Annotated in this window: 22 protein-coding genes and 1 riboswitch; of the genes, 5 read left to right on the top strand and 17 right to left on the bottom strand. The window is 68.9% G+C overall.

From position 1 onward, the window contains the following. Positions 1-8 precede the first annotated feature (8 nt). The 12 genes from NQK81_RS36395 to NQK81_RS36340 all read right to left on the bottom strand — a co-directional run bounded on the left by NQK81_RS36395 (position 9) and on the right by NQK81_RS36340 (position 13939). The gene (locus NQK81_RS36395; RefSeq protein ID WP_306856007.1) at positions 9-731 is read right to left on the bottom strand and encodes a FadR/GntR family transcriptional regulator; all 723 of its coding nucleotides are present in this window, start codon (positions 729-731) and stop codon (positions 9-11) included. An 87-nt stretch (positions 732-818) separates the two neighbouring features. Beyond that, entirely contained in the window at positions 819-2192 is a 1374-nt protein-coding gene (locus NQK81_RS36390) for an L-serine ammonia-lyase (protein WP_034323423.1), read from the bottom strand. A gap of 16 nt (positions 2193-2208) precedes the next feature. Further along, positions 2209-3210: a lipoyl synthase gene (gene lipA, locus NQK81_RS36385; protein ID WP_257485092.1), complete on the bottom strand. Its 1002-nt coding sequence runs from the start codon at positions 3208-3210 to the stop codon at positions 2209-2211. Continuing rightward, positions 3207-4475: a serine hydroxymethyltransferase gene (glyA, locus tag NQK81_RS36380; RefSeq protein ID WP_126733529.1), complete on the bottom strand. Its 1269-nt coding sequence runs from the start codon at positions 4473-4475 to the stop codon at positions 3207-3209. The genes lipA and glyA overlap by 4 nt, the downstream gene beginning before the upstream one ends. Position 4476: 1 nt before the next feature. Continuing rightward, positions 4477-4854 (bottom strand): glycine cleavage system protein GcvH, encoded by a 378-nt coding sequence (gcvH, locus tag NQK81_RS36375; RefSeq protein WP_016336369.1) that lies wholly within the window; start codon positions 4852-4854, stop codon positions 4477-4479. 17 nt (positions 4855-4871) lie between these two features. Further along, positions 4872-5963, bottom strand: coding sequence for a glycine cleavage system aminomethyltransferase GcvT (gene gcvT / locus NQK81_RS36370; protein WP_257485091.1), 1092 nt, complete (start codon positions 5961-5963; stop codon positions 4872-4874). 8 nt (positions 5964-5971) lie between these two features. Then, positions 5972-8803: an aminomethyl-transferring glycine dehydrogenase gene (gene gcvP, locus NQK81_RS36365; RefSeq protein WP_257485090.1), complete on the bottom strand. Its 2832-nt coding sequence runs from the start codon at positions 8801-8803 to the stop codon at positions 5972-5974. Positions 8804-8948: 145 nt separating this feature from the next. Continuing rightward, a riboswitch (glycine riboswitch) is annotated at positions 8949-9042 on the bottom strand. A 167-nt stretch (positions 9043-9209) separates the two neighbouring features. Beyond that, positions 9210-9584, bottom strand: a complete 375-nt coding sequence (locus NQK81_RS36360) for a four-helix bundle copper-binding protein (RefSeq protein ID WP_257485089.1) — start codon at positions 9582-9584, stop codon at positions 9210-9212. A 128-nt stretch (positions 9585-9712) separates the two neighbouring features. Beyond that, complete coding sequence (locus NQK81_RS36355; RefSeq protein ID WP_257485088.1) at positions 9713-10480, bottom strand: 3-oxoacyl-ACP reductase; 768 nt, start codon at positions 10478-10480, stop codon at positions 9713-9715. A gap of 45 nt (positions 10481-10525) precedes the next feature. Beyond that, entirely contained in the window at positions 10526-11884 is a 1359-nt protein-coding gene (locus tag NQK81_RS36350; protein WP_257485087.1) for an aldehyde dehydrogenase family protein, read from the bottom strand. Next, the gene (locus tag NQK81_RS36345) at positions 11881-12594 is read right to left on the bottom strand and encodes a gamma-glutamyl-gamma-aminobutyrate hydrolase family protein (protein ID WP_257485086.1); all 714 of its coding nucleotides are present in this window, start codon (positions 12592-12594) and stop codon (positions 11881-11883) included. The genes NQK81_RS36350 and NQK81_RS36345 overlap by 4 nt, the downstream gene beginning before the upstream one ends. Further along, complete coding sequence (locus NQK81_RS36340) at positions 12575-13939, bottom strand: glutamine synthetase family protein (protein WP_257485085.1); 1365 nt, start codon at positions 13937-13939, stop codon at positions 12575-12577. The genes NQK81_RS36345 and NQK81_RS36340 overlap by 20 nt, the downstream gene beginning before the upstream one ends. A gap of 227 nt (positions 13940-14166) precedes the next feature. Here NQK81_RS36340 and NQK81_RS36335 point away from each other — a divergent pair, with 227 nt between their 5' ends. Beyond that, positions 14167-14691, top strand: a complete 525-nt coding sequence (locus tag NQK81_RS36335) for a YflT domain-containing protein (RefSeq protein ID WP_126733535.1) — start codon at positions 14167-14169, stop codon at positions 14689-14691. Positions 14692-14790: 99 nt separating this feature from the next. Here NQK81_RS36335 and NQK81_RS36330 read toward each other — a convergent pair whose 3' ends face one another. Both NQK81_RS36330 and NQK81_RS36325 read right to left on the bottom strand, forming a co-directional pair. Continuing rightward, complete coding sequence (locus tag NQK81_RS36330) at positions 14791-16035, bottom strand: DUF1700 domain-containing protein (RefSeq protein WP_257485084.1); 1245 nt, start codon at positions 16033-16035, stop codon at positions 14791-14793. Continuing rightward, positions 16032-16355, bottom strand: coding sequence for a PadR family transcriptional regulator (locus NQK81_RS36325; protein WP_034323457.1), 324 nt, complete (start codon positions 16353-16355; stop codon positions 16032-16034). The genes NQK81_RS36330 and NQK81_RS36325 overlap by 4 nt, the downstream gene beginning before the upstream one ends. Positions 16356-16517: 162 nt before the next feature. Between NQK81_RS36325 and NQK81_RS36320 the strand changes: the two genes are divergently transcribed. Genes NQK81_RS36320 through NQK81_RS36305 form a run of 4 tightly spaced genes read left to right on the top strand, consistent with a single transcriptional unit; the run spans position 16518 to position 18845 of the window. Further along, positions 16518-16895, top strand: coding sequence for a GntR family transcriptional regulator (locus tag NQK81_RS36320; RefSeq protein WP_126733537.1), 378 nt, complete (start codon positions 16518-16520; stop codon positions 16893-16895). After that, complete coding sequence (locus tag NQK81_RS36315) at positions 16892-17779, top strand: ABC transporter ATP-binding protein (protein ID WP_257485083.1); 888 nt, start codon at positions 16892-16894, stop codon at positions 17777-17779. Before NQK81_RS36320 ends, NQK81_RS36315 begins: the two co-directional genes overlap by 4 nt. After that, positions 17776-18465, top strand: coding sequence for an ABC transporter permease (locus NQK81_RS36310; protein ID WP_126733539.1), 690 nt, complete (start codon positions 17776-17778; stop codon positions 18463-18465). The genes NQK81_RS36315 and NQK81_RS36310 overlap by 4 nt, the downstream gene beginning before the upstream one ends. Before the next feature lie 26 nt (positions 18466-18491). Continuing rightward, positions 18492-18845 carry a DoxX family protein gene (locus tag NQK81_RS36305; protein ID WP_257485082.1) on the top strand — a complete coding sequence of 118 codons (354 nt, stop codon included), beginning with the start codon at positions 18492-18494 and terminating at the stop codon, positions 18843-18845. Here NQK81_RS36305 and NQK81_RS36300 read toward each other — a convergent pair. The 3 genes from NQK81_RS36300 to NQK81_RS36290 are packed head-to-tail and all read right to left on the bottom strand — an operon-like array spanning position 18842 to position 21021. Beyond that, positions 18842-20026 carry an MAB_1171c family putative transporter gene (locus NQK81_RS36300; RefSeq protein ID WP_257485081.1) on the bottom strand — a complete coding sequence of 395 codons (1185 nt, stop codon included), beginning with the start codon at positions 20024-20026 and terminating at the stop codon, positions 18842-18844. The two genes, NQK81_RS36305 and NQK81_RS36300, sit on opposite strands and share 4 nt — an antisense overlap. Next, on the bottom strand, positions 20023-20580 hold the full coding sequence (locus tag NQK81_RS36295; RefSeq protein ID WP_257485080.1) for a hypothetical protein: 558 nt from the start codon (positions 20578-20580) through the stop codon (positions 20023-20025). Before NQK81_RS36295 ends, NQK81_RS36300 begins: the two co-directional genes overlap by 4 nt. After that, positions 20581-21021: a helix-turn-helix domain-containing protein gene (locus tag NQK81_RS36290; protein WP_257485079.1), complete on the bottom strand. Its 441-nt coding sequence runs from the start codon at positions 21019-21021 to the stop codon at positions 20581-20583. Positions 21022-21072 lie beyond the last annotated feature (51 nt).

The raw sequence follows: 21072 nt of genomic DNA, 5'->3' as shown, positions 1-21072 counted from the left end.
AAACGCGGTCAGGCGAGGAAGGCCCGAAGGAGCGAAGCCGTCCCCTCGACGTGCTCCGTCATCGCCCGCCGGGCCGCCTCCGAATCCCCGGCGAGGATCGCGTCGACGATGGCCTCGTGCTGGGCGTTGGAGTGCTCCAGATTCGGTTCGAGCAGCGGGATCATGTCGAGCAGCTGGTTGACCCGCATCCGCGCGTCGGCCATCGCCGTGGTCAGCGAGCCGGACGCGGTGACCTCGGCGATCGCCAGGTGCAGCCGCGAATCCTTGCGCCGGTAGTCGCCGACGTCGGCCGCCGCCGCCTCGGCGAGCGTGCTGGTCAGATGCTGGCGGTCGGCCGGGGTGAGGGACCGCGACGCCGCCATCTCGGCGGCGCCGGTCTCCAGGACGTGCCGCAGGCCGAGCGTGTCCTCCAGGGTGGCGTTGTCGACCTTCCGCCCTTCGGTGGCGGGCGGGTCGGGCAGGACGTCGTTGACGAACGTGCCGCCGTACCGCCCGCGCCGCGACTCGACGTAACCCGCGTCGGACAGCGCGCGGATGGCCTCGCGCAGCGTCACCCGGCTGACCCCGAGCCGCTCGGCGAGCTCGCGTTCCGAAGGCAGCCGCTCACCAGCGCCGACCACACCCAGCCGGATCGCCTGGAGCAGCCTTTCGACGGTCTCCTCGAAGGCGTTGCCCGCGCGCACCGGGCGGAACAGCGCGTCACCCGCGTTCGCGACCGTGCTCGACTCCACCCTTCGAGTTTAGGCGGCCCGCAATTCGTCCTCTGGATGCGGTACTTGCGTATGCAACTACCGCATCCAGAGGACTGAACGCGGGCGTCAGCACTCGATGACGTTCACGGCGAGGCCGCCGCGTGCGGTTTCCTTGTACTTCACACTCATGTCGGCGCCGGTCTCGCGCATGGTCTTGATCGCCTTGTCCAGCGTCACGACGTGCGAACCGTCGCCGCGCATCGCCATCCGCGCGGCGTGGATCGCCTTCGACGCGCCGACGGCGTTGCGCTCGATGCACGGGATCTGCACCAGCCCGCCGACCGGGTCGCAGGTCAGCCCCAGGTGGTGCTCGACGCCGATCTCGGCGGCGTTCTCCACCTGCGCGGGTGAACCACCGAGGACCTCGGTCAGCCCAGCGGCGGCCATGGCGCTGGCCGAACCGACCTCGCCCTGGCAGCCGACCTCGGCGCCCGAGATCGAGCCCGTCTGCTTGAGGATCGAGCCGATCGCGCCCGCGGTCAGCATGAACGTCACGATGCCGTCGTCCGACGAACCCCGGATGAACCGCTGGTAGTAGTGCAGAACGGCCGGGATGATCCCCGCGGCGCCGTTGGTCGGCGCGGTGACGACGCGGCCGCCCGCGGCGTTCTCCTCGTTGACCGCCAGCGCGTACAGACTCACCCAGTCCATCGCGTACAGCGGGTCGCCGACGCCGTCCTCGGCGAGCAGCTTCTCGTGCAACGCCTTCGCACGGCGCGGCACCTTCAGCCCGCCCGGCAGGACGCCCTCGTGCTCGCAGCCGTTGCGCACGCATTCCGCCATGACCTGCCAGATCTCCAGCAGCCCTTCGCGGACTTCCTCACGCGTGCGCCACGAAAGCTCGTTGCGCAGCATGATCTCGCTGATCGGCAGCCCGGTGTCCTCGCAGTGCTTCAGCAGATCCGCGCCGGTGCGGAACGGGAACTCCAGCCGGGTCGAGTCCTCGACGACGACAGTGTCGGTCTCGTAGGACTCGTCCCGCACGAACCCGCCGCCGACGGAGTAGTAGGTGCGCTCGCGCAGCACCTTCCCGTCGGCGTCGAACGCGCGGAAGATCATCCCGTTCGGATGCGCCGGCAACGACTTCCGCCGGTGCATGGTCAGGTCGGTGTCCTCGGTGAACACGATCTCGTGCTCACCACGCACCTTCAATCGGCAGGATTCGCGGATCTCCGCGATCTTGCCGGGCACCGTGTCGGTGTCGATCTCCTCCGGACGCTCCCCCGACAGCCCGAGCAGCACGGCCTTGTCGCTGCCGTGCCCGAACCCGGTGGCGCCCAGCGAGCCGAAAAGCTCGCTCTGGACCCGCGTCGTGGCCGTCAGGTCGCCGTCGGCGGCCAGACCGTCCACAAAGGTCAGTGCGGCGCGCATCGGGCCCACCGTATGGGAGCTGGAAGGGCCGATACCGATCGAAAACAGGTCGAAGACGCTGATCGCCATTGATCTGCCCTCCTTCCTATCTGGCCAGCAGTGAGCTGGCTTCTTGGGCCGCGGGCCCTTCGGCGGCGAGATGGGCCAAGTTCTCCGACAGCTCTTCGCCGCGGTGGGCCTTCGTCTGCGCGAACAGCCGACCGGCCCGATACGACGAGCGTACGAGCGGCCCGGCCATCACACCAGCGAAGCCCATCGCCTCGGCGGCGTTCGAATGCTCGACGAACTCCTCCGGCTTGACCCACCGATCCACCGGATGATGCCTCGGCGACGGCCGCAGGTACTGGGTGATCGTCAGGATCTCGCAGCCCGCGTCGACCAGGTCCTTCATCGCGGGCGCGACCTCCTCCGGCGTCTCGCCCATGCCCAGGATCAGGTTCGACTTCGTCACCAGACCCGCCTCACGAGCCTTCGTGATGACCTCCAGCGACCGCGCGTACCGGAAACCAGGCCGGATCCGCTTGAAGATCCGCGGCACCGTCTCCACGTTGTGCGCCAGCACCTCCGGCCGCGAACCGAACACCTCGGCCAGCTGGTCCGGATCCGCGTTGAAATCCGGGATCAGCAGCTCGACACCGGTACCCGGGTTCAACGCGTGGATCTGCCGCACGGTCTCCGCGTACAGCCACGCACCGCCGTCCTCCAGGTCGTCACGCGCGACACCGGTCACCGTCGAGTAGCGCAAACCCATGGCCTGCACCGACTCCGCCACCTTCCGCGGCTCGGTCCGGTCCAGCGCCGCCGGCTTACCCGTGTCGATCTGGCAGAAGTCGCAACGCCGCGTGCACTGGTCCCCACCGATCAGGAACGTCGCCTCACGGTCTTCCCAGCACTCGTAGATGTTGGGACACCCGGCTTCTTCGCAGACGGTGTGGAGGCCCTCACGCTTGACCAGTCCCTTGAGCTCCGTGAACTCCGGACCCATGCGGGCCCGGGTCTTGATCCACGACGGCTTCTTCTCGATCGGGGTCTGCGCGTTGCGGACCTCGAGCCGGAGAAGTTTGCGCCCCTCGGGGAGCGCGCTCATCGGTTGAGGTCCGCGTACAGCGGGTGCTTCTTGGCCAGCAGCTCGACCCGGGCGGACAGCGACTGGCGCAGGGCCTCGTCGAAGTCCGGGCGCAGCGCCTCGGCGATGACGTCGGCCACCTCGGCGAAGTCCTCGGCGCCGAAGCCGCGGGTCGCCAGCGCCGGGGTGCCGATCCGCAGGCCGGAGGTGACCATCGGCGGACGCGGGTCGAACGGGACGGCGTTGCGGTTGACCGTGATACCGACCGAGTGCAGCCGGTCCTCGGCCTGCTGACCGTCCAAAGTGGAGTTGACCAGATCGACGAGCACCAGGTGCACGTCGGTGCCGCCGGTCAGCACGCGGACGCCGGCCTCGCTGCAGTCCGTGCGCGAAAGGCGGTCGGCCAGGATCTTCGCGCCCTCGAGCACGCGCTGCTGGCGCTCGCGGAACTCCTCGCTCGCGGCGATCTTGAGCGCGACGGCCTTGGCGGCGATGACGTGCTCCAGCGGACCACCCTGCTGGCCGGGGAACACCGCCGAGTTGATCTTCTTGGCGAGTTCCTGACGGCACAGGATGATGCCGCCGCGCGGACCGCCGAGGGTCTTGTGCGTGGTCGTGGTGACGATGTCGGCGTACGGCACCGGGCTCGGGTGCAGGCCCGCGGCGACGAGACCGGCGAAGTGCGCCATGTCGACCATGACCTTCGCGCCGACCTCGTCGGCGATGCGGCGGAACTCGGCGAAGTCGAGCTGACGCGGGTACGCCGACCAGCCGGCGATGATCAGCTTCGGCTTGTGCTCCTTGGCGAGGCGCTCGATCTCCTCGACGTCGACGATCCCGGTCTCCTTGTCGACGTGGTAGGCGACGACGTTGTAGAGCTTGCCCGAGAAGTTGATCTTCATCCCGTGGGTCAGGTGCCCGCCGTGCGCGAGGTCGAGACCGAGGATGGTGTCGCCGGGGTTGAGCACCGCGACCATGGCGGCGGCGTTGGCCTGCGCGCCCGAATGCGGCTGGACGTTGGCGTGCTCGGCGCCGAACAGGGCCTTCGCGCGGTCGATCGCCAGCTGCTCGATGACGTCGACGTGCTCGCAGCCGCCGTAGTAGCGGCGGCCGGGGTAGCCCTCGGCGTACTTGTTGGTCAGCACCGAACCCTGCGCCTCGAGCACGCCCACCGGGGCGAAGTTCTCCGAGGCGATCATCTCCAGGGTCGACTGCTGCCGGTCGAGTTCGGCCGCGACGGCGGTGGCGACCTCGGGGTCCACTTCGGACAGGGCAGCGTTGAACATCTCAGTTCTCCTGGGTCAGGACGGCGTACGCCTGGGCGTCGAGCAGGGCGGGCACGTCGCCGGACAGACGCACCTTCAGGAGCCATCCTTCGGCGTACGGGTCCGAGTTGATGAGCTCGGGGGTGTCCGTTGTGGCCTCGTTCACCTCGACGACCTCGCCGTCCACCGGTGCGTACAGCTCGCTGACCGACTTGGTCGACTCGACCTCGCCGAACACCTCGCCCGCGGTGACGGTGTCGCCGACCGAGGGGAGCTGGACGAACACGATGTCACCGAGCGACTCGGCGGCGAAGGCGGTGATGCCCACGGTGGCGACGCCGTCGGCGACGTTCAGCCACTCGTGTTCCTTCGTGTACTTCAGGTCCTGGGGGATGCTCATGATCGAAAAGGGGCCTTTCAGGCGCGGGAGTAGAAGGGCAGGGCGACGACCTCGACGGGCTCGATACGGCCCCGGATGTCGACGGAAAGCTCGGTGCCGGGCTCGGAGTGCTCCCGGTCCACATAGGCCATGGCGATCGGGTAACCCAGCGTCGGCGAAAGGGCACCACTGGTGACTTCACCGATCTCGGTGTCACCCGCCAGGACGGTGTAGCCGTGCCGCGGCGCGCGGCGGCCGGAGCCCTTGAGCCCGACACGCACGCGGGGAACGTCCTTCTTGGACAGCTCTTCGAGCGCGGCCTTGCCGACGAAGTCGCCCGGCTTCTCGAACTTGACCACGCGGCCGAGGCCGGCCTCGAACGGGCTCAGCTGGAGGCTGAGTTCGTTGCCGTACAACGGCATTCCGGCTTCGAGACGCAGCGTGTCGCGGCAGGCCAGGCCGGCCGGGAGCAGGCCGTGCGGCTCGCCGGCGTCGGTCAGGATGCGCCAGACGGCGGGAGCCTCACCGGCCGGGACGTACAGCTCGAAGCCGTCCTCGCCGGTGTACCCGGTGCGGGCGAGCAGGACGTCGTGCCCCTTCACGACGGCCGGGACGCTCGCGTAGTACTTGAGCGCGCCCAGGTCGGCGTCGGTGACGGCGCCGAGGATCTCGACGGCCTTCGGGCCCTGGACGGCGATCAGCGCGACGTCCTCGGACTTGTTCTCGACGACCGCGTCGAACCCGGAGACCCGCTCGGCCAGCGCCTGCGCGACCACGTCGGCGTTGCCCGCGTTGGCCACGACCAGGAACTTCTCGTCGGCGAGGCGGTAGACGACCAGGTCGTCCAGCACACCGCCGTTCTCGTCGCAGATCATCGTGTAGCGCGCCCGGCCCGGCTTGACCCCGGACAGGTTGCCGACCAGCGCGAAGTCGAGGGTGTCGGCCGCCTGCGGGCCGGTCACCTCGATCTCGGCCATGTGGGACAGGTCGAACAGGCCCGCGGCCTCGCGGACCGCCTTGTGCTCCGCCAGCTCGCTGGAATAGCGGATCGGCATCGACCAGCCCGCGAAATCGGTGAACAGCGCACCCAGTCCTTTGTGGACTCCGTGCAGGGACGTCTCTTTCGACATCAAGTGCCTCAGTTCTCGTAGGCGTTGAGCGGCGGGCAGGAGCAGACGAGGTTACGGTCCCCGCGCGCTCCGTCGATGCGGCGCACCGGGGGCCAGTACTTGGACTTGCGGTTCACCCCGGCGGGGTACACCGCCAGTTCGCGGTCGTACGGCAGGTCCCAGTCACCGACCAGGGTCTCGGCGGTGTGCGGGGCGTTGCGCAGCGGGCTGTTGTCCGCGGCCCACTTGCCCTGCGCGACGGCGTCGATCTCCGCGCGGATGGCGATCATCGCCGCGATGAAGCGGTCGATCTCGCCGAGGTCCTCGGATTCGGTCGGCTCGACCATCAGCGTGCCCGCGACCGGGAACGACATGGTCGGCGCGTGGAAGCCGTAGTCGATCAGGCGCTTCGCGACGTCGTCGACGCTGACGCCGGTCTCCTTGGTGAGCCCGCGCAGGTCGAGGATGCACTCGTGCGCGACCAGGCCGTCCTGACCGGTGTAGAGCACCGGGTAGTGCTGGTTGAGGCGCTTCGCCACGTAGTTCGCGGCGAGCACGGCGACCTGCGTCGCGGCGGTGAGCCCGCCCGCGCCCATCATGCGGACGTACGCCCACGAGATCGGCAGGATCGACGCCGAGCCGTACGGGGCGGCGCTGATCGGGCCGACACCGGTTTCGGGACCGGCCTTCTCCAGCAGCGGGTGGTTCGGCAGGTACGGCGCGAGGTGCGCGCGGACCGCGACCGGGCCGACGCCGGGGCCGCCGCCACCGTGCGGGATGCAGAAGGTCTTGTGCAGGTTCAGGTGCGAGACGTCGCCGCCGAACTCACCCGGCTTGGCGAGCCCGAGCAGCGCGTTGAGGTTCGCGCCGTCGACGTAGACCTGGCCGCCCGCGTCGTGGACGATCTTGGCCAGCTCGTCGATGCCGTGCTCGTACACGCCGTGCGTGGACGGGTACGTGACCATGATCGCGGACAGCGTGTCGCGGTTGGCCTCGACCTTGGCGCGCAGGTCGTCGAGGTCGACGTTGCCCTCGGCGGTGCACTTCACCACGACGACGCGCATCCCGGCCATGACCGCGGAGGCGGCGTTCGTGCCGTGGGCGGACGACGGGATCAGGCAGACCTCGCGTTCGGCCTGGCCGTTGGCGTGGTGGTACGCGCGGATCGCGAGCAGGCCGGCGAGCTCGCCCTGGCTGCCCGCGTTCGGCTGCAGCGACACCTTGTCGTAGCCGGTGACCTCGGCCAGCCAGCTCGACAGCTGCTCGACCAGGGTGTGGTAGCCCTCGGCCTGGTCGGCCGGGGCGAACGGGTGGATCCCCGCGAACTCGCGCCAGCTGATCGGCTCCATCTCGGTGGTGGCGTTGAGCTTCATCGTGCAGGAGCCGAGCGGGATCATGCCGCGGTCGAGCGCGTAGTCGAGGTCGGACAGGCTGCGCAGGTAGCGCAGCATCGCGGTCTCGGAGCGGTGGGAGTGGAAGACCTCGTGGGTCAGGTAGTCGCTCTCGCGGCCGAGGCCGGCGGGCAGCGCGCTGGCGTCGGCGGCGGGGGTGTCGATACCGAAAGCGTTGAGCACCTTGGCGATGATCGCGGGCGTGGTGACCTCGTCGACGGCGATGCGGACGTGGTCGGCGTCGACCGGGCCGAGGTTGATCCCGTTCTCGCGCGCGACCGCGACGACCGCTTCGGCCTGCCCGGGCATGCGGGCGAGGACGGTGTCGAAGAAGCCCTCGTGGACGACCTCCACGCCTGCCGTGCGGAGGGCGTCCGCCAGGCCGGCGGCGAGCCCGTGGACACGGGTCGCGATGCGCTTGAGGCCGTCGGGACCGTGGTAGACCGCGTACATCGCGGCGAGCACGGCGGGCAGGACCTGCGCGGTGCAGATGTTGGAGGTCGCCTTCTCGCGGCGGATGTGCTGCTCACGCGTCTGCAGGGCGAGGCGGTACGCGGGGTTGCCGTCGGCGTCGACCGAGACCCCGACCAGGCGGCCCGGCAGCGAACGCTCGAGCCCGGCGCGGACGGCCATGTACCCGGCGTGCGGGCCGCCGTAACCGAGCGGGACGCCGAAGCGCTGGGTGGAACCGGCGGCGATGTCCGCGCCGAACTCACCCGGCGCGGTGATCAGCGTGAGGGCGAGCAGGTCCGCGGCGACGGTGTACAGCGCGCCGGCGGCCTTCGCGGTCTCGGAGATGGCGGAGTAGAAGCCCGCGCCGCGCAGCACGCCGGAAGCGCCCGGGTACTGGACGACGACACCGAAGAACTCCTCCGGTAGGCCGGTGAGCAGGTCGCGGACCTCGACCTCGACGCCCATGGCCTCGGCGCGGGTGCGGACGACCGCGATGGTCTGCGGCAGACATTCGGCGTCGAGGACGACCTTGTTCGACTTCGCCTTCGACGCGCGGCGCATCAGCATGACGGCCTCGGCGACGGCGGTGGACTCGTCGAGCAGGGAGGCGTTCGCGGTGGCGAGACCGGCCAGCTCGGAGACCATGGTCTGGAAGTTGAGGAGGGCTTCGAGACGGCCCTGCGAGATCTCCGGCTGATACGGCGTGTACGCCGTGTACCAGGCCGGGTTCTCCAGCACGTTGCGGCGGATGACCGCCGGGGTGACCGTGTCGTGGAAGCCGAGGCCGATCATCTGGGTCATCGGCTTGTTGAGCGCGGCGAGCGCGCGAAGCTCGGCGATGGCGTCCTCTTCGGACGCGGCGGGGGGAAGTTCGAGATCGCGGGTGACCCGGATCGCGGACGGCACGGCGGCCTGCACCAGGGCATCGAGACTGCCGTAGCCGACCTCGGCGAGCATCTTGGCCTGCTCGGACTCCGAGGGGCCGATGTGCCGGTCGTCGAAGGACGTACTGGTCAAGGGAGCTCCTTGGGTCAGGCGCCGGATAGACCGGTGCGCTGGGAACTCCCCCTCTGTCATGGCACCTGAGAGTTTCACCACCCGTGACCGGGGTGGCTTTCACCTTGGGTGAGACGCACTTGCGCGCCTGCTTTCCAGAGTGGCCTCGCGTGAAGCGGTAGTGGGTACCTGAGAGATTCCGGGGAGTTTGCTCCTTCGGTGCCCCACCACGTTCGTGGGGGCTCTCCCGCTCCAGCTCGACGGCCCTGTCTGAAGTTGTGCGCACACCGTACCTGGCGTGTTCGACGCGCGTCTACTTCCGGCCGAGCACGTCACTTGCGTGATCGAAGCCGTAACTCACGTGATCAGAGCCGTAACTCGTGAGTTACGCCTTCAATCACGCGAGTGACGGCCCCGAGCACGCGAGTTACGCGTTCTCCATCATCATCTCGGCGGTGATGGTGCCGCAGAGCTCGGCGCACCGCGTCATCATGTCGGCGGCGTCGGCGAGCTCGGCGTCACCGGTCCTGGCGCACTCGCCGGCGCACATGCGCATCATCTGGGAGGCGAGGCCGCACATCTTCGCGCACATGCGCATCATCTCGAGGTCGGCGACCATCGCGGAGCAGCGCATCATCATGTCGGCGCACATACGGGACATGTCCGCGCAGGTCACCATCATCATGCCGAGCTTCGCACCGCCCAACTCCATGCAGCGCGTCATCATCTCCTCGCACCGGACGTGGCACTCGTTGCACAGGTCGATGCAGTCACGCATGGCGGTGCTCATCTGCCGGGTCATGCTGGGCCTCCTGGGTGGTCCTGGATGCTGGCTACGCGTTGTCAGGACTACAGCGCAGGTCAGCGGCCCGCCATCCCAGCCACCGGGACGAGTGACGCCGCGCGTTCAGAGGACTGAACGCGGGCGATTCAGAGCGGGGTGACGTAGGCGCCCGAGATCCCGCCGTCCACCAGGAACTGCGAAGCCGTGATGAACGAGGCGTCGTCGCTCGCCAGGAACGCGACGGCCGCCGCGATCTCCTCCGGCTCCGCGAACCGCCCGACCGGCACGTGCACCAGCCGCCGCGCGGCCCGTTCGGGGTCCTTCGCGAACAGTTCCTTCAGCAGAGGCGTGTTCACCGGCCCCGGGCACAGCGCGTTCACCCGGATGTTCTCCCGCGCGAACTGCACGCCCAGCTCCCGGCTCATCGCCAGCACCCCGCCCTTCGACGCGGTGTAGGAGATCTGCGACGTCGCCGCGCCCATCACCGCGACGAACGACGCCGTGTTGATGATCGAGCCCTTGCCCTGCCGCCGCATATGCGGCAGCACCGCCTTGCAGCACAGGTACACCGACGTCAGGTTGACCTTCTGCACCTTCTCCCACGCGTCGATGCCCGTGGTGAGGATCGAGTCGTCCTCTGGCGGGGAGATGCCCGCGTTGTTGAACGCGACGTCGACCGAGCCGAAAGTGTCCACAGTGGTCTGGAACAGGGCCTCGACCTGCTCGACGTCGGTGACGTCGGCCTGTACGAACAGCCCGCCGACCTCGTCGGCCGCGGCCTTGCCCGCCTCGGCGGAGATATCGCCGATGACGACCTTCGCGCCTTCGCTCGCCAGCCGCCGCGCGGTGGCGAGGCCGATGCCGCTGCTGCCGCCGGTGATGACCGCCACCCGGCCCTCGAAACGCTGAACCATTTCCTATTCCTCCGTGCTGATGGTCTTATACGAAAAGAGACCAGCTCACTCTGTGCTGATAAAAAGGTTCTTGGTCTCAGTGAAGGCGTCGACGGCGTCGGGACCAAGTTCGCGGCCGAGCCCGGACTGCTTGAATCCGCCGAACGGCGTCCAGTACCGGACGGACGAATGCGAGTTGACCGACAGGTTCCCCGCTTCGACACCGCGCGCGACGCGGAAGGCGCGGCCGACGTCGCGGGTCCAGATCGAGCCGGACAGCCCGTACTCGGTCTGGTTGGCCATCGTCACCGCGTCCGTCTCGCCGTCGAACGGGACCACGGCGACGACGGGGCCGAAAATCTCCTCGGACGCCAGCGGATGCCGCAGGTCCGGTGGGGTGACGACGGTCGGCGCGAACCAGTATCCGGGGCCGACGGGCGCGTTGCCCCGGAAGGCGACCGGCGCGGATTCGTCCACATAGGACGAGACCTTCGCGCGGTGCCCCGCCGAGATCAGCGGGCCCATCTCGGTCACTTCCAGCCGCGGATCCCCCACGACCACACCGTTCACCGCCGGTTCCAGCAGCTCCATGAACTTCTCGTACACACTCGACTGCACCAGGATCAGCGACCGCGCGCAGCAGTCCTGCCCGGCGTTGTCGAAGACGCCGTACGGCGCGGTGGCCGCGGCCTTGTCCAGGTCGGCGTCGGCGAAGACGATGTTCGCGTTCTTGCCGCCGAGCTCCAGCGTCACCCGCTTCACCTGCGCGGCGCAGCCCGCCATGATCTGCTTGCCGACCTCGGTCGAGCCGGTGAACACCACCTTCCGCACCGCCGGGTGGTCCACGAAACGCTGCCCCACCACCGATCCCTTGCCGGGAAGCACCTGGAAGACGTCCTCGGGGATCCCCGCCTCGCGGGCGAGTTCGCCGAGGCGGATCGCGGTGAGCGGGGTGAGCTCGGCGGGTTTCAGCACGACGGTGTTCCCCGCGGCGAGCGCCGGTGCGAACCCCCAGCCGGCGATGGGCATCGGGAAGTTCCACGGCACGATCACCCCGACCACGCCGAGCGGCTCGTGGAACGTCATGTTCACGCCGCCGGGTACCGGGATCTGCTTGCCGCTCAACCGTTCGGGGGACGCGGAGTAGTACGTCAGCACATCGCGGACGTTGCCCGCTTCCCAGCGCGCGTTGCCGATCGTGTGGCCGGCGTTGGCGACCTCCAGCTGGGCGAGGTTCTCGATGTCGGCGTCGACGGCGTCGGCGAACCGGCGCAGCAGCCGTGCCCGGTCGCCGGGGGCCACCGCGCGCCAGGCGGGGAACGCCGCGTGCGCGCGGGCGATCGCCGCGTCGGTCTCCTCGGCCGAGGTCAGCTCGACCGACCGCACTACCTCCTCGGTGGCGGGGTTGATCACCTCGAACGTCATGCGCGCTCCTTAGCTGCTTCCACGAGTGCCTCGAAAAGCCTGATGTCGTCGGGATTCTGTTCGGGATGCCATTGGACGCCGAGGACGAACCCGTCACCGGGCAGTTCGGCCGCCTCGATGGTCCCGTCGGCGGCCCAGCCGACCGGGACCAGCCCGTCGCCGAGCTTGTCGATCGCCTGATGGTGGTAACACGGCACCTTGGTCTCGGCGCCGAGGATCGACGCGACGCGGCTGCCCTCGGCAAGCCTCACCGTAGTGGTGCCGAAGGTCCCGGGCGCGGGTTGGTGATCCGCACTGTCCAAAGTGTCCGGCAGGTGCTGCGCGAGCGTGCCGCCCAGAGCGACGCTGAGCACCTGGAGCCCCCGGCACACGCCGAGCACCGGCTTACGGGCGGACAAAGCGGACCGCAGCAGGCCGAACTCGAAGGCGTCCCGGTTCGGCCTCGTGTACGTCGTCGCGTGCTGCTCCTGGCCGTAGCGCGCCGGGTCGACGTCGGCGCCGCCGACCAGCACGAGCCCGTCCACGGCGGAGATCAGCCGATCGTGTGCCCCGCTCACCGGCGGCAGCAGGACCGGGATCCCGCCCGCCGCGACGATCCCGTCGACGTAGACCCGGTGGAGCAGCACCGCTTCGGTCTCCCACACCAGGAATTTCGCGGGCTCCAGATAGGACGTGAGCCCGATCAGGGGTTCAGAGCCGCTCGAAGCCACGGATCCTCTCCCAGTCGGTGACGGCGGCGTCGTACGCGGCCAGTTCGATCTTCGCCGCGTTCAGGTAGTGGTCGACGACCTCGTCCCCGAACGCGGACCTCGCGAGCTCGCTCCCGTCCAGCAGCGCCGCGGACTCCCGCAAGGTGGTCGGCACGGTCGGCTTGCCGGAACCGTAGGCGTTGCCCTGGAACTCCGGTTCGAGCTCCAGTTCGTTCTCGATGCCGTGCAGTCCGGCCGCGATCAGCGCGGCCACCGCGAGGTACGGGTTCACGTCGCCGCCGGGGACGCGGTTCTCGGTGCGCAGCGAATCCCCGTGGCCGACGACGCGGAGCGCGCACGTGCGGTTGTCGGTGCCCCACGCGACGGCCGTCGGCGCGAAGCTGCCGGGGACGAAACGCTTGTAGGAGTTGATGTTCGGCGCGAAGAAATAAGTCAGTTCACGCAACCCGGCGAGCTGACCGGCGAGGAAGTGCTCCATCAGCGGCGAGAACCCGCCGGGTCCGTCGCCCGCCAGGACGGGCTCGCCCACGGCGGAGCGCAGGCTGATGTGGATGTGACACGAGTTGCCCTCGCGTTCGTTGTACTTCGCCATGAACGTGAGGCTCTTGCCCTCCTGCGCGGCGATCTCCTTGGAGCCGGTCTTGTAGACGCTGTGGTTGTCGCAGGTGGTCAGCGCGTCGGCGTAGCGGAACGCGATCTCGTGCTGGCCGGGGTTGCACTCGCCCTTGGCGGATTCGACGTACAGGCCAGCCCCGCCCATGTCGTTGCGGATACGGCGCAACAGCGGCTCGATCCGCGCGGTGCCGAGCATCGAGTAGTCGACGTTGTACTGATTGGCCGGGCGGAGGTCCTGGTACCGCTTGTCCCAGGCCGACTCGTAGGTGTCGTCGAAGACGATGAACTCCAGTTCGGTCCCGACGTAGGCGGCGAGCCCGCGTTGGGCGAGCCGGTCGAGCTGGCCGCGCAGGATCTGGCGCGGCGAAGGGGCCACTGCGCCGCCCTGCACCCGTTCGAGGTCGGCGAGGACGAGCGCGGTGCCCTCCTGCCACGGCAGCAGGCGCAGCGTGCCGAAGTCCGGGCGCATGACGAAGTCGCCGTAGCCGGTCTCCCAGGAGGACATCGCGTAACCGTCGACGGTGTTCATGTCCACGTCGACCGCGAGCAGGTAGTTGCACGCTTCGGTGGCGTGCTCGACGACCTCGTTGAGGAAGTATTCGGCGGCGCAGCGTTTGCCCTGCAGCCTGCCCTGCATGTCGGTGATCGCCACCAGCACCGTGTCGACGGCGCCTTCCTCGACCAGTTCCCGGAGCCGATCGAGCGTGAGCATGCCGCGCCTGTTCGCCATCAGCCTCACCTAAAGGTTCGATGCGGTACCTTTGCGGCTTCTTCCTACCGGGTCGACCCGACTCGGTCAACTCGGCCAATGGTCTGATTCGTTACCCATTGCTCACCGTAGTTGATCCCTGGGCGGATTGTCTGCGATGCCCGGCTGAGAAGATGCTGTGAATCCCGCCGGACGGGAGGAGATCCGCACACCCGGGACGTTGTACGGATCAAGAGAGGTGAGAAGGAATGACACAGGCATTCACGCAGCAGACCACGTTCACCGAGCCCCAGGGGCGGGCTCAGCTCCCGACGATGCCCAGTGGGTGGCCGATCGGCTCGTACGAGTCGTACTCCGAAGCGCAGCGTGCCGTCGACCACCTCGCGGGAACGGACTTCCCGATCACGGACGTGACCATCGTCGGTGTCGAGCCGGTCCTGGTCGAGCGGATCGCCGGACGGATGGGCTGGAGCAAGGTGCTGACCAGCTCGGCGCTGTCGGGCGCGATGTTCGGTGTGTTCCTCGGGCTCGTGCTGAGCCTGCTGAACCCGGGCGCCGGGCTGGTGCCGATCATCGTCGGCCTCGTCGGCGGTATCGGGTTCAACCTGCTGTTCGGCGCGCTGGGGTACGCGGCCTCGAAGAACAAGCGCGGGTTCATTTCGCAGAGCCAGCTGGTCGCCCGGCGTTACGACGTCCTGGCCCAGCCGCGCAACGCCGAGAAGGGCCGCGCCCTGCTGGCCGACCTGGCCGCCAGGAGCGCGTTCCACCACTGAGCCTCACCCCACGCGAGCCGGCACCTCTTCGGGAGGTGCCGGCTCGCGGCATTCAGCGGGTGGAGGCGGCCCCCGACGCCCGCCTCCACCCGGAGCCACCTAGCGCGTCGGCTGGGTGGAGTTCGACGGCGGAGCCTGGGACGAAGGCGGAGCCTGGGCGGTCGTGGAAGGCGGCGCCGGGGTGATCTTCGGGATCGCCGCGCTGAACGGCACGTCCGTCCTTTCCAGACAGTAGCTGCGGTAACCGTTGTAGCCGTTGAGGTTTCCGTCGTGGTCCTGGACTCCCCGCTCGAGCCGCGGCCGCGGATAGCGGTTGTCGTCGCCGATCCTTCGCTTCTCGCCCGTGCTCTGCTCGCAGGGGTACCGGGTCGTGCTGAGCGGGCGGCCGTTCTCGTCGTAGAGGTAGATCTCGGTCAGCGGTTTGCCATCGGCGTCGAACGCGTAGATGTTCTCCACGTCCTGGCTGCCGTACATCAACTGCGGGTTGCCGTAGCTGTCGCTGTAGGCGCCGTTGTAGCTCGTCGGGTAGCCGCCGTTGCCGTAGGACCGCTTCGCGATCAGGTCGACCGCCGCGCCCGCACCACCGAGCATGCTGCCGATGACGAACGCCGAGATCGGCACGGCCAGCCACAGCAGCCGCCGGTCGGCCTTCAGCTTCGGGCCCGCCCAGACCACCGCGACGGCCGCCAGCAGCATCAACGGCAGCAGCAGTACGGCTTCGGTGTCCCGGAGCACGAGCAGCAGGCCGAAGATGACCAGCACCGCCGCGCACAGCACCCACCACGCCGGCTTGAGCGTGCGGAAGTAGTTGAGCCCCTTGCCGTTCCGGTCCTTCTGGAACGAGGCCGCGATCTCGCGGAGCTTCACCACCTCGGGCAGTTCCGCGATCGGGGCGACCCCCTTCCGGACCACGTAGGCGACGCTGATCGCGAGCACGGGCGCGACGAAAAGCAGGCCCACCAACGGTTCCACCCGGACCCACACCGCGGCGGCGAAACCGAACAGCGCGAAGCCCCCGACCGAGAACACCAGACCCCAGAACGCGAACCGCGCCCCGCCGATCCCGGTCTTCACCTTCAGCACGGTGGTCTTGCCGCCCGCCTCGGCCGGCCGCGGCGGGTAACCGCCGGACGCCCGCAACTCGGCGGCGTAGCTTTCAGGGCTGCCCAGCCGCTCGATCAGGGCGTCGACCTTGGGGTTGTCCCCGAGTTCCGCCTCCATCTCGGCGAGATGCGGCCGGACGTCCTCGAGGATCTCCTCGACTTCGCTCTCGGGCAGGTCGGCGAGCGCGCTCCTGACCCTCGCCAGATACACCCGCACGGCGGTCGGATTCTGCGTGCTCATGCTGCCTCTCCCAACAGGCTGTTCATCGTCGTGGCGAAAGTCCGCCAGGTCTGCCCCGACTCTTCGAGCCGCTGGCGACCCGGCTCATTGAGGCTGTAGTACTTGCGGTGCGGGCCTTCCTCGCTCGGCACCACATAGGACGTCAGCAAGCCCGCCTTGTACAGGCGCCGGAGCGTCCCGTACACCGACGCGTCGCCCACCTCCTGCAACCCCGCGATACGAAGTCTTCGGAGGACGTCGTAGCCGTAGCCGTCCTCTCCGCGAAGCACCGCGAGAACGGCGAGGTCCAGCACGCCTTTTAGTAGCTGACTGATCTCCACAGTCGCGTCCCTCCCAGTCTTACGCAACAGAAGGTACCACGCATTGCACAGTAGTGTGCACGGCGGAGGCGACTTGCGCTCACCGAGTGGTTCGTGGGTTACTTAGTCCAGTAATGAACCACCGCACCCATGAGGTGCTCGAAGACTGGGGACGGAGGTGTCGTGCTCGACGAAGGAACACCCCTGTTCGCGCAGATCGCCGAACAGATCGCCGACGACATCGCCGAGGGAAGCCTGGCCGAGGGGGAACGCGTGCCGTCAACCAACGAACTCGCCGCCTTCTACCGGATCAATCCGGCGACGGCGGCCAAGGGGATCAACGTGCTCGCCGACGACGGCCTGCTCGAAAAACGGCGCGGTATCGGCATGTTCGTCGCCGCCGGGGCGCGGCAGAAGCTGCTCACCGACCGGCGGCAGCGGTTCGCCGAGCAGTACCTCGACCCGATGCTCAGCGAAGCGAGGCGCCTCGGCATCGACGACGAAACCCTGATCTCGCTCATCCGCGGGAACGGACACCGGAACGGAGGACCCGCCGCATGACGCCGACCATTTCGACCACCGGCCTGACCCGGCGCTACGGCGACCATCTCGCGCTCGGCGATGTCTCGGTCGACATCGAAGAAGGCAAGATCACCGGCCTGCTGGGCCGCAACGGCGCCGGCAAGAGCACCTTCCTGCGGATCGTCACCGCGCAGGAGTTCGCCAGCGCGGGCTCGGTCCGTGTGTTCGGCGAGAGCCCGGTCGAGAACGAGCGGGTGCTGAAGCGCCTGGTGCTCGTCCGCGAAGACCAGCAGTTCCCGGATTTCAAGGTGCGGCACGCGCTTGCGGCGGCGTCGTGGTTCTATCCGAACTGGGACTCCGAACTCGCCGACACGCTGCTCCGCGATTTCGACCTGCCGACGAAGCGCCCGGTCAAGAAGCTCTCGCGAGGCATGCGCTCGGCGCTGTCGATCACGATCGGGCTCGCGGCGCGAGCGGAACTCACGCTGCTCGACGAGCCGTACGCGGGCCTCGACGCCGTCGCGCGCCAGCTGTTCTACGACCGGTTGCTCGACGACTACTCGGCCCATCCGCGCACGATCCTGCTCTCCACGCACCTGATCGACGAGGTGGCCGATCTGCTGGAGCACGTGGTGATGATCGACAAGGGCCGCGTCGTCCTCGACGCGGCGGCCGACGAACTGCGCGGCTCGGCCGTCACGGTCACCGGCCCCGCCCTCGCGGTGGACGACTTCGTCAGCGGCCGCCGGGTGCTGCACCGCCGCAAGATCGGCTCGCGGGCTTCGGTCACCGTCGCCGACGCGCTCGATCCCGCCGCGACGGCGAAGGCGAAGGCCCTGCACCTGAAACTCGAGCCGCTTTCCTTGCAGCAACTGATGGTGCACACCTCCAACGGACAGACCGCAGAGGAGGCGTCCGCATGAACACCCTGGTCAACGTCGCGCGCTACCACCTGGTGGACCGGCTCCAGTACGTCGTCCTCCCGGTCGGCATCACGTTCTTCGCCTTCGGGGTGAACGTCGCGATCTTCTCGCTGCTCCCCGAAACACCCGACGAGAACTACTCCGGCGGCCTGTTCACGCTGTTCGTGTTCATGTTCGTCTGCGGCGCCTTGAGCATGACTAAGTCGCTCCCGTTCGGGCTGGCACTCGGGGTGTCGAGGCGGTCCTACTACCTCGGGACGGTACTGCTGATCGCCGGGCTCTCCGCGCTGTACGCGGCGGGAATCGCCGTGCTCCAGGCGATCGAGGACGGGACCGGCGGCTGGGGGCTCGGGCTCCACTACTTCCGCGTCCCCTGGCTGCTCGACGGTCCCTGGTACCAGACCTTGCTCACGGCCTTCGTGTTCCTGACGCTCGTGTTCGTCTACGGCATGTGGTACGGCCTGATCTACCGGCGCGCCGCCGTGCCGGGTGTCGTCCTGTTCGGCGCCGCGCAGGTGCTGGTGCTGCTGGGCGGGGTGCTGCTGCTCAGCTGGACCGATTCCTGGCCGAAACTCGGCACGTTCTTCAGCACGCTGACCGTCGGCGGCGTGACCGGGGTGCTCGCCCTGCTGGTCTGCGTCGCGGGTGCCGGCGGATTCGCCACGATGCGCCGCGTCACCGTCTGAAACCCTTCCACACCAAGGAGTTCGTCATGGCCGTGACTCATGTGGTGTTGTCGGTACTGCTGGCCGCGATCTTCGCCGTGCTGGGGGTGGCGAAGATCCTGCGGCAGCAGGCGTTGGTCTCCCGGACCGAGAGGCTCGGTTTCTCGGTCCGGGGGATCCAGGGGATCGGCGCGCTCGAACTCGCGGGAGCGGCCGGCCTGGTGGCCGGGTTCTTCTGGCGGCCGCTCGGGATCGCCGCGGCGGCAGGCCTGGTGGCCTTGCTGATCGGGGCGGCGGTCTTCCATGTGCGGGCCGGCGACGGGATCAAGGACGTCGCCCCGCCGGTCTGGCTCGCGCTGGTCTCGGCGGCGGCCGCCGTCACCGCGATCGTTTCGGCTTAGACCGCGAGCGTTTCGCGGGCCCTGTCCCGGATGCGTCCGACCACGGTGGACCGCCGCCAGGCTCGCGTGACCTCCACGAGCCACGCCGCTTCGGTGGCGATGTCCGGCTCGTCGAGGTAGGTCGCCGGAACGTCGTCGGGGGCGTACCGGCGGCCCGCCTCGGAGGCGACGAGCGCGGCGGCCAGTGCCGCCGCCTCGATCGTCGCGGCGATCCGGGCTTCGGGGATCTTCGCCTCACGTGCTTCGGCTTCCGCGAGCGCTGGAACGCCCGGATCGAAGTAGGGCCGCAACGCGAGATGGCCGTCCCGGATCTCGATCACCCTGCGGTACAAGGCGAATTCGACACCACCCGGCATACCGGGGCCGGGATCCAGCGCGATTCCGGGGACGGCGTCCCGCAGCGCGGCCCACAACGGCTCGATCCGGCGGTACGTCCGGTACGCGCCGATCAGCCGGAACGGTGTGGCCAGCGCGGGCCCCCACACGCTGAGTGTCGCGCCCGCCCCGGCGAGCCCGACGCTCAGCGCCGCCAGGATCGCCGAGAACGTCTCCTCACCGGCGTCGACCGCGCCGGTGGTGGCGAGGATGTAGATGTCGTCGACGTCCCAGAAAGTCCAGCCCAGCGCGGAAACCCCGCCACCGACGAGCAGCCACAGCCCGATGCGAAGCGGACCAGGTGCGGCATGACGCGCGAAGCGGGCGAAGACGATCGAGAAGGTCAGCAGGCTGATCAGACCGTAGACGAGGAAAAGGACGTTGTAGGCGACGAACCAGCCGAGCCTGCCCGGCCCGGCGGCGGTGTGGTCGCCGACCCGGTAGCTGTCGGACAGGAAGAAGAACGCGGTTTCGGCGGCCACCACGGTCCAGGAAAGCACCGCGTGCCAGCCGATCCGCTTGCCCTCCCCCAGTTTCAGCGACCGCGCGAACGCGACCGCGAACGCCATCGCGCCGATCTTGAGCAGGTCGGCCGCGAGGTTCAGGAGGCTGCCCATGGGTTCCTCGACCCCGACGGCGTTCTCCATGGCCGGGGTGAGCAGCATGATGCCGCCCGCGATGCACATCCCGAAGCCGCTGAGGAACCACATCCGCCGCACCGGCTGGGTGTGGCGGGCCTGGATCAGCTTGTAGCCGAAGCCCGCGAATGCCACCACGCAGCAGAAGTACGCGATGGTCTCGGTCACGGCAGGCGCCGTTTCCGGCTGCCGAAGAGATCGTCGACCCTCGCCATCCCGCCGGCGAGATCGCTCTCGTCGGGACGCGCGGCGCCGCGCACCGCCGTCCGCGCGACACGGCGCGCCAGGAGACTGGCGAGCAGCTCCGCCTCCTGTTCCTCGACGGCGCTGTAGCTCGTGCGGCCCAGGACACGGCGGACGAGTTCGGGCGACAGGTTCGGCATGAGGGTCTTGCCGGCGGCGGCGTCGAGCACGATCCCGTCGGCCCCGGCGTCCGAACCGACGTGCCCGCACACCAGGTGGCCGACCTCGTGCAGCAGGATGTGCCGCCGGTGCAGGGCGGTGGTGTTGGTCGGATAGAGGATGTAGTCCGCGCGTTCCGTGCTCATCAGCAGCCCGCACGGGCCGCTGGAAGGAACGCTGACCTGCATCAATTCGATGGGACGGCCGCGCTCGGCCGCGAGTTCCGCGACGAAGGACCCGGCGTCGAACGGTTCGGGAAGGGTGACGCCGTCGGCGAGACTCCGGCAGCGGCGCCACAACTCCTTACGGCGACGGTCCACTCACGACTCCTTCTTCGGGCCGCCCCGTCCGGATTCCCTGCGGGCGATCGCGTCGATCATGTCGCTGATGGTGTCGAGTCCGTCGGGGGAAAGCGTTACGGCCCGCAGCGCGACGTCGCGGACACCGGCGTCGCGAAGGGCGCCGAGGAGCGCGAGTTCTTCGGCGATCTTGGCGCTCTGCTCGTCGTCGAAGAAGTACGCGGGCGAGACGCCGAAGAACCGCGCGAGCGCCTCGAGATGGCGTTTCGTCGGATTGTCGCGACGCCCCGTGCGCAACTGCCACAGGTACGTCGTCGAGAAGGTCTCGCCGGTCGCCTCGCGGCAGGCCTTGGCGACCTCCTCGTGGCTGTACGGCTCGCGATCGGGTCTCAGCACGATCTGGAACAGCTTGTCGATCTTCTCGGCGAGCGTCGTCTTGCCGGGCTCGGTCGCGGCCACCATCCCACTCCCTAAGTGTCGTGCCCGTTCATGCTAGTTGACGCGGCGCCCGTG

This window comes from Amycolatopsis roodepoortensis (assembly GCF_024628825.1).
Taxonomy (GTDB): domain Bacteria; phylum Actinomycetota; class Actinomycetes; order Mycobacteriales; family Pseudonocardiaceae; genus Amycolatopsis; species Amycolatopsis roodepoortensis.
Note: the sequence above shows the minus strand (reverse complement) of the source record. Positions and strands in the feature narration are given on the sequence as shown.

What these genes read in the sequence shown, in the direction of transcription:
- NQK81_RS36335 (WP_126733535.1), top strand. Translation starts at nt 14,167, where the DNA reads ATGACACAGGCATTCACGCAGCAGACCACGTTCACCGAGCCCCAGGGG.
- glyA (WP_126733529.1), bottom strand. Translation starts at nt 4,475, where the DNA reads ATGTTCAACGCTGCCCTGTCCGAAGTGGACCCCGAGGTCGCCACCGCC.
- NQK81_RS36355 (WP_257485088.1), bottom strand. Translation starts at nt 10,480, where the DNA reads ATGGTTCAGCGTTTCGAGGGCCGGGTGGCGGTCATCACCGGCGGCAGC.
- NQK81_RS36340 (WP_257485085.1), bottom strand. Translation starts at nt 13,939, where the DNA reads ATGGCGAACAGGCGCGGCATGCTCACGCTCGATCGGCTCCGGGAACTG.
- NQK81_RS36390 (WP_034323423.1), bottom strand. Translation starts at nt 2,192, where the DNA reads ATGGCGATCAGCGTCTTCGACCTGTTTTCGATCGGTATCGGCCCTTCC.
- lipA (WP_257485092.1), bottom strand. Translation starts at nt 3,210, where the DNA reads ATGAGCGCGCTCCCCGAGGGGCGCAAACTTCTCCGGCTCGAGGTCCGC.
- NQK81_RS36350 (WP_257485087.1), bottom strand. Translation starts at nt 11,884, where the DNA reads ATGACGTTCGAGGTGATCAACCCCGCCACCGAGGAGGTAGTGCGGTCG.
- gcvH (WP_016336369.1), bottom strand. Translation starts at nt 4,854, where the DNA reads ATGAGCATCCCCCAGGACCTGAAGTACACGAAGGAACACGAGTGGCTG.
- NQK81_RS36290 (WP_257485079.1), bottom strand. Translation starts at nt 21,021, where the DNA reads ATGGTGGCCGCGACCGAGCCCGGCAAGACGACGCTCGCCGAGAAGATC.
- NQK81_RS36310 (WP_126733539.1), top strand. Translation starts at nt 17,776, where the DNA reads ATGAACACCCTGGTCAACGTCGCGCGCTACCACCTGGTGGACCGGCTC.
- NQK81_RS36360 (WP_257485089.1), bottom strand. Translation starts at nt 9,584, where the DNA reads ATGACCCGGCAGATGAGCACCGCCATGCGTGACTGCATCGACCTGTGC.
- NQK81_RS36305 (WP_257485082.1), top strand. Translation starts at nt 18,492, where the DNA reads ATGGCCGTGACTCATGTGGTGTTGTCGGTACTGCTGGCCGCGATCTTC.
- NQK81_RS36330 (WP_257485084.1), bottom strand. Translation starts at nt 16,035, where the DNA reads ATGAGCACGCAGAATCCGACCGCCGTGCGGGTGTATCTGGCGAGGGTC.
- NQK81_RS36315 (WP_257485083.1), top strand. Translation starts at nt 16,892, where the DNA reads ATGACGCCGACCATTTCGACCACCGGCCTGACCCGGCGCTACGGCGAC.
- gcvT (WP_257485091.1), bottom strand. Translation starts at nt 5,963, where the DNA reads ATGTCGAAAGAGACGTCCCTGCACGGAGTCCACAAAGGACTGGGTGCG.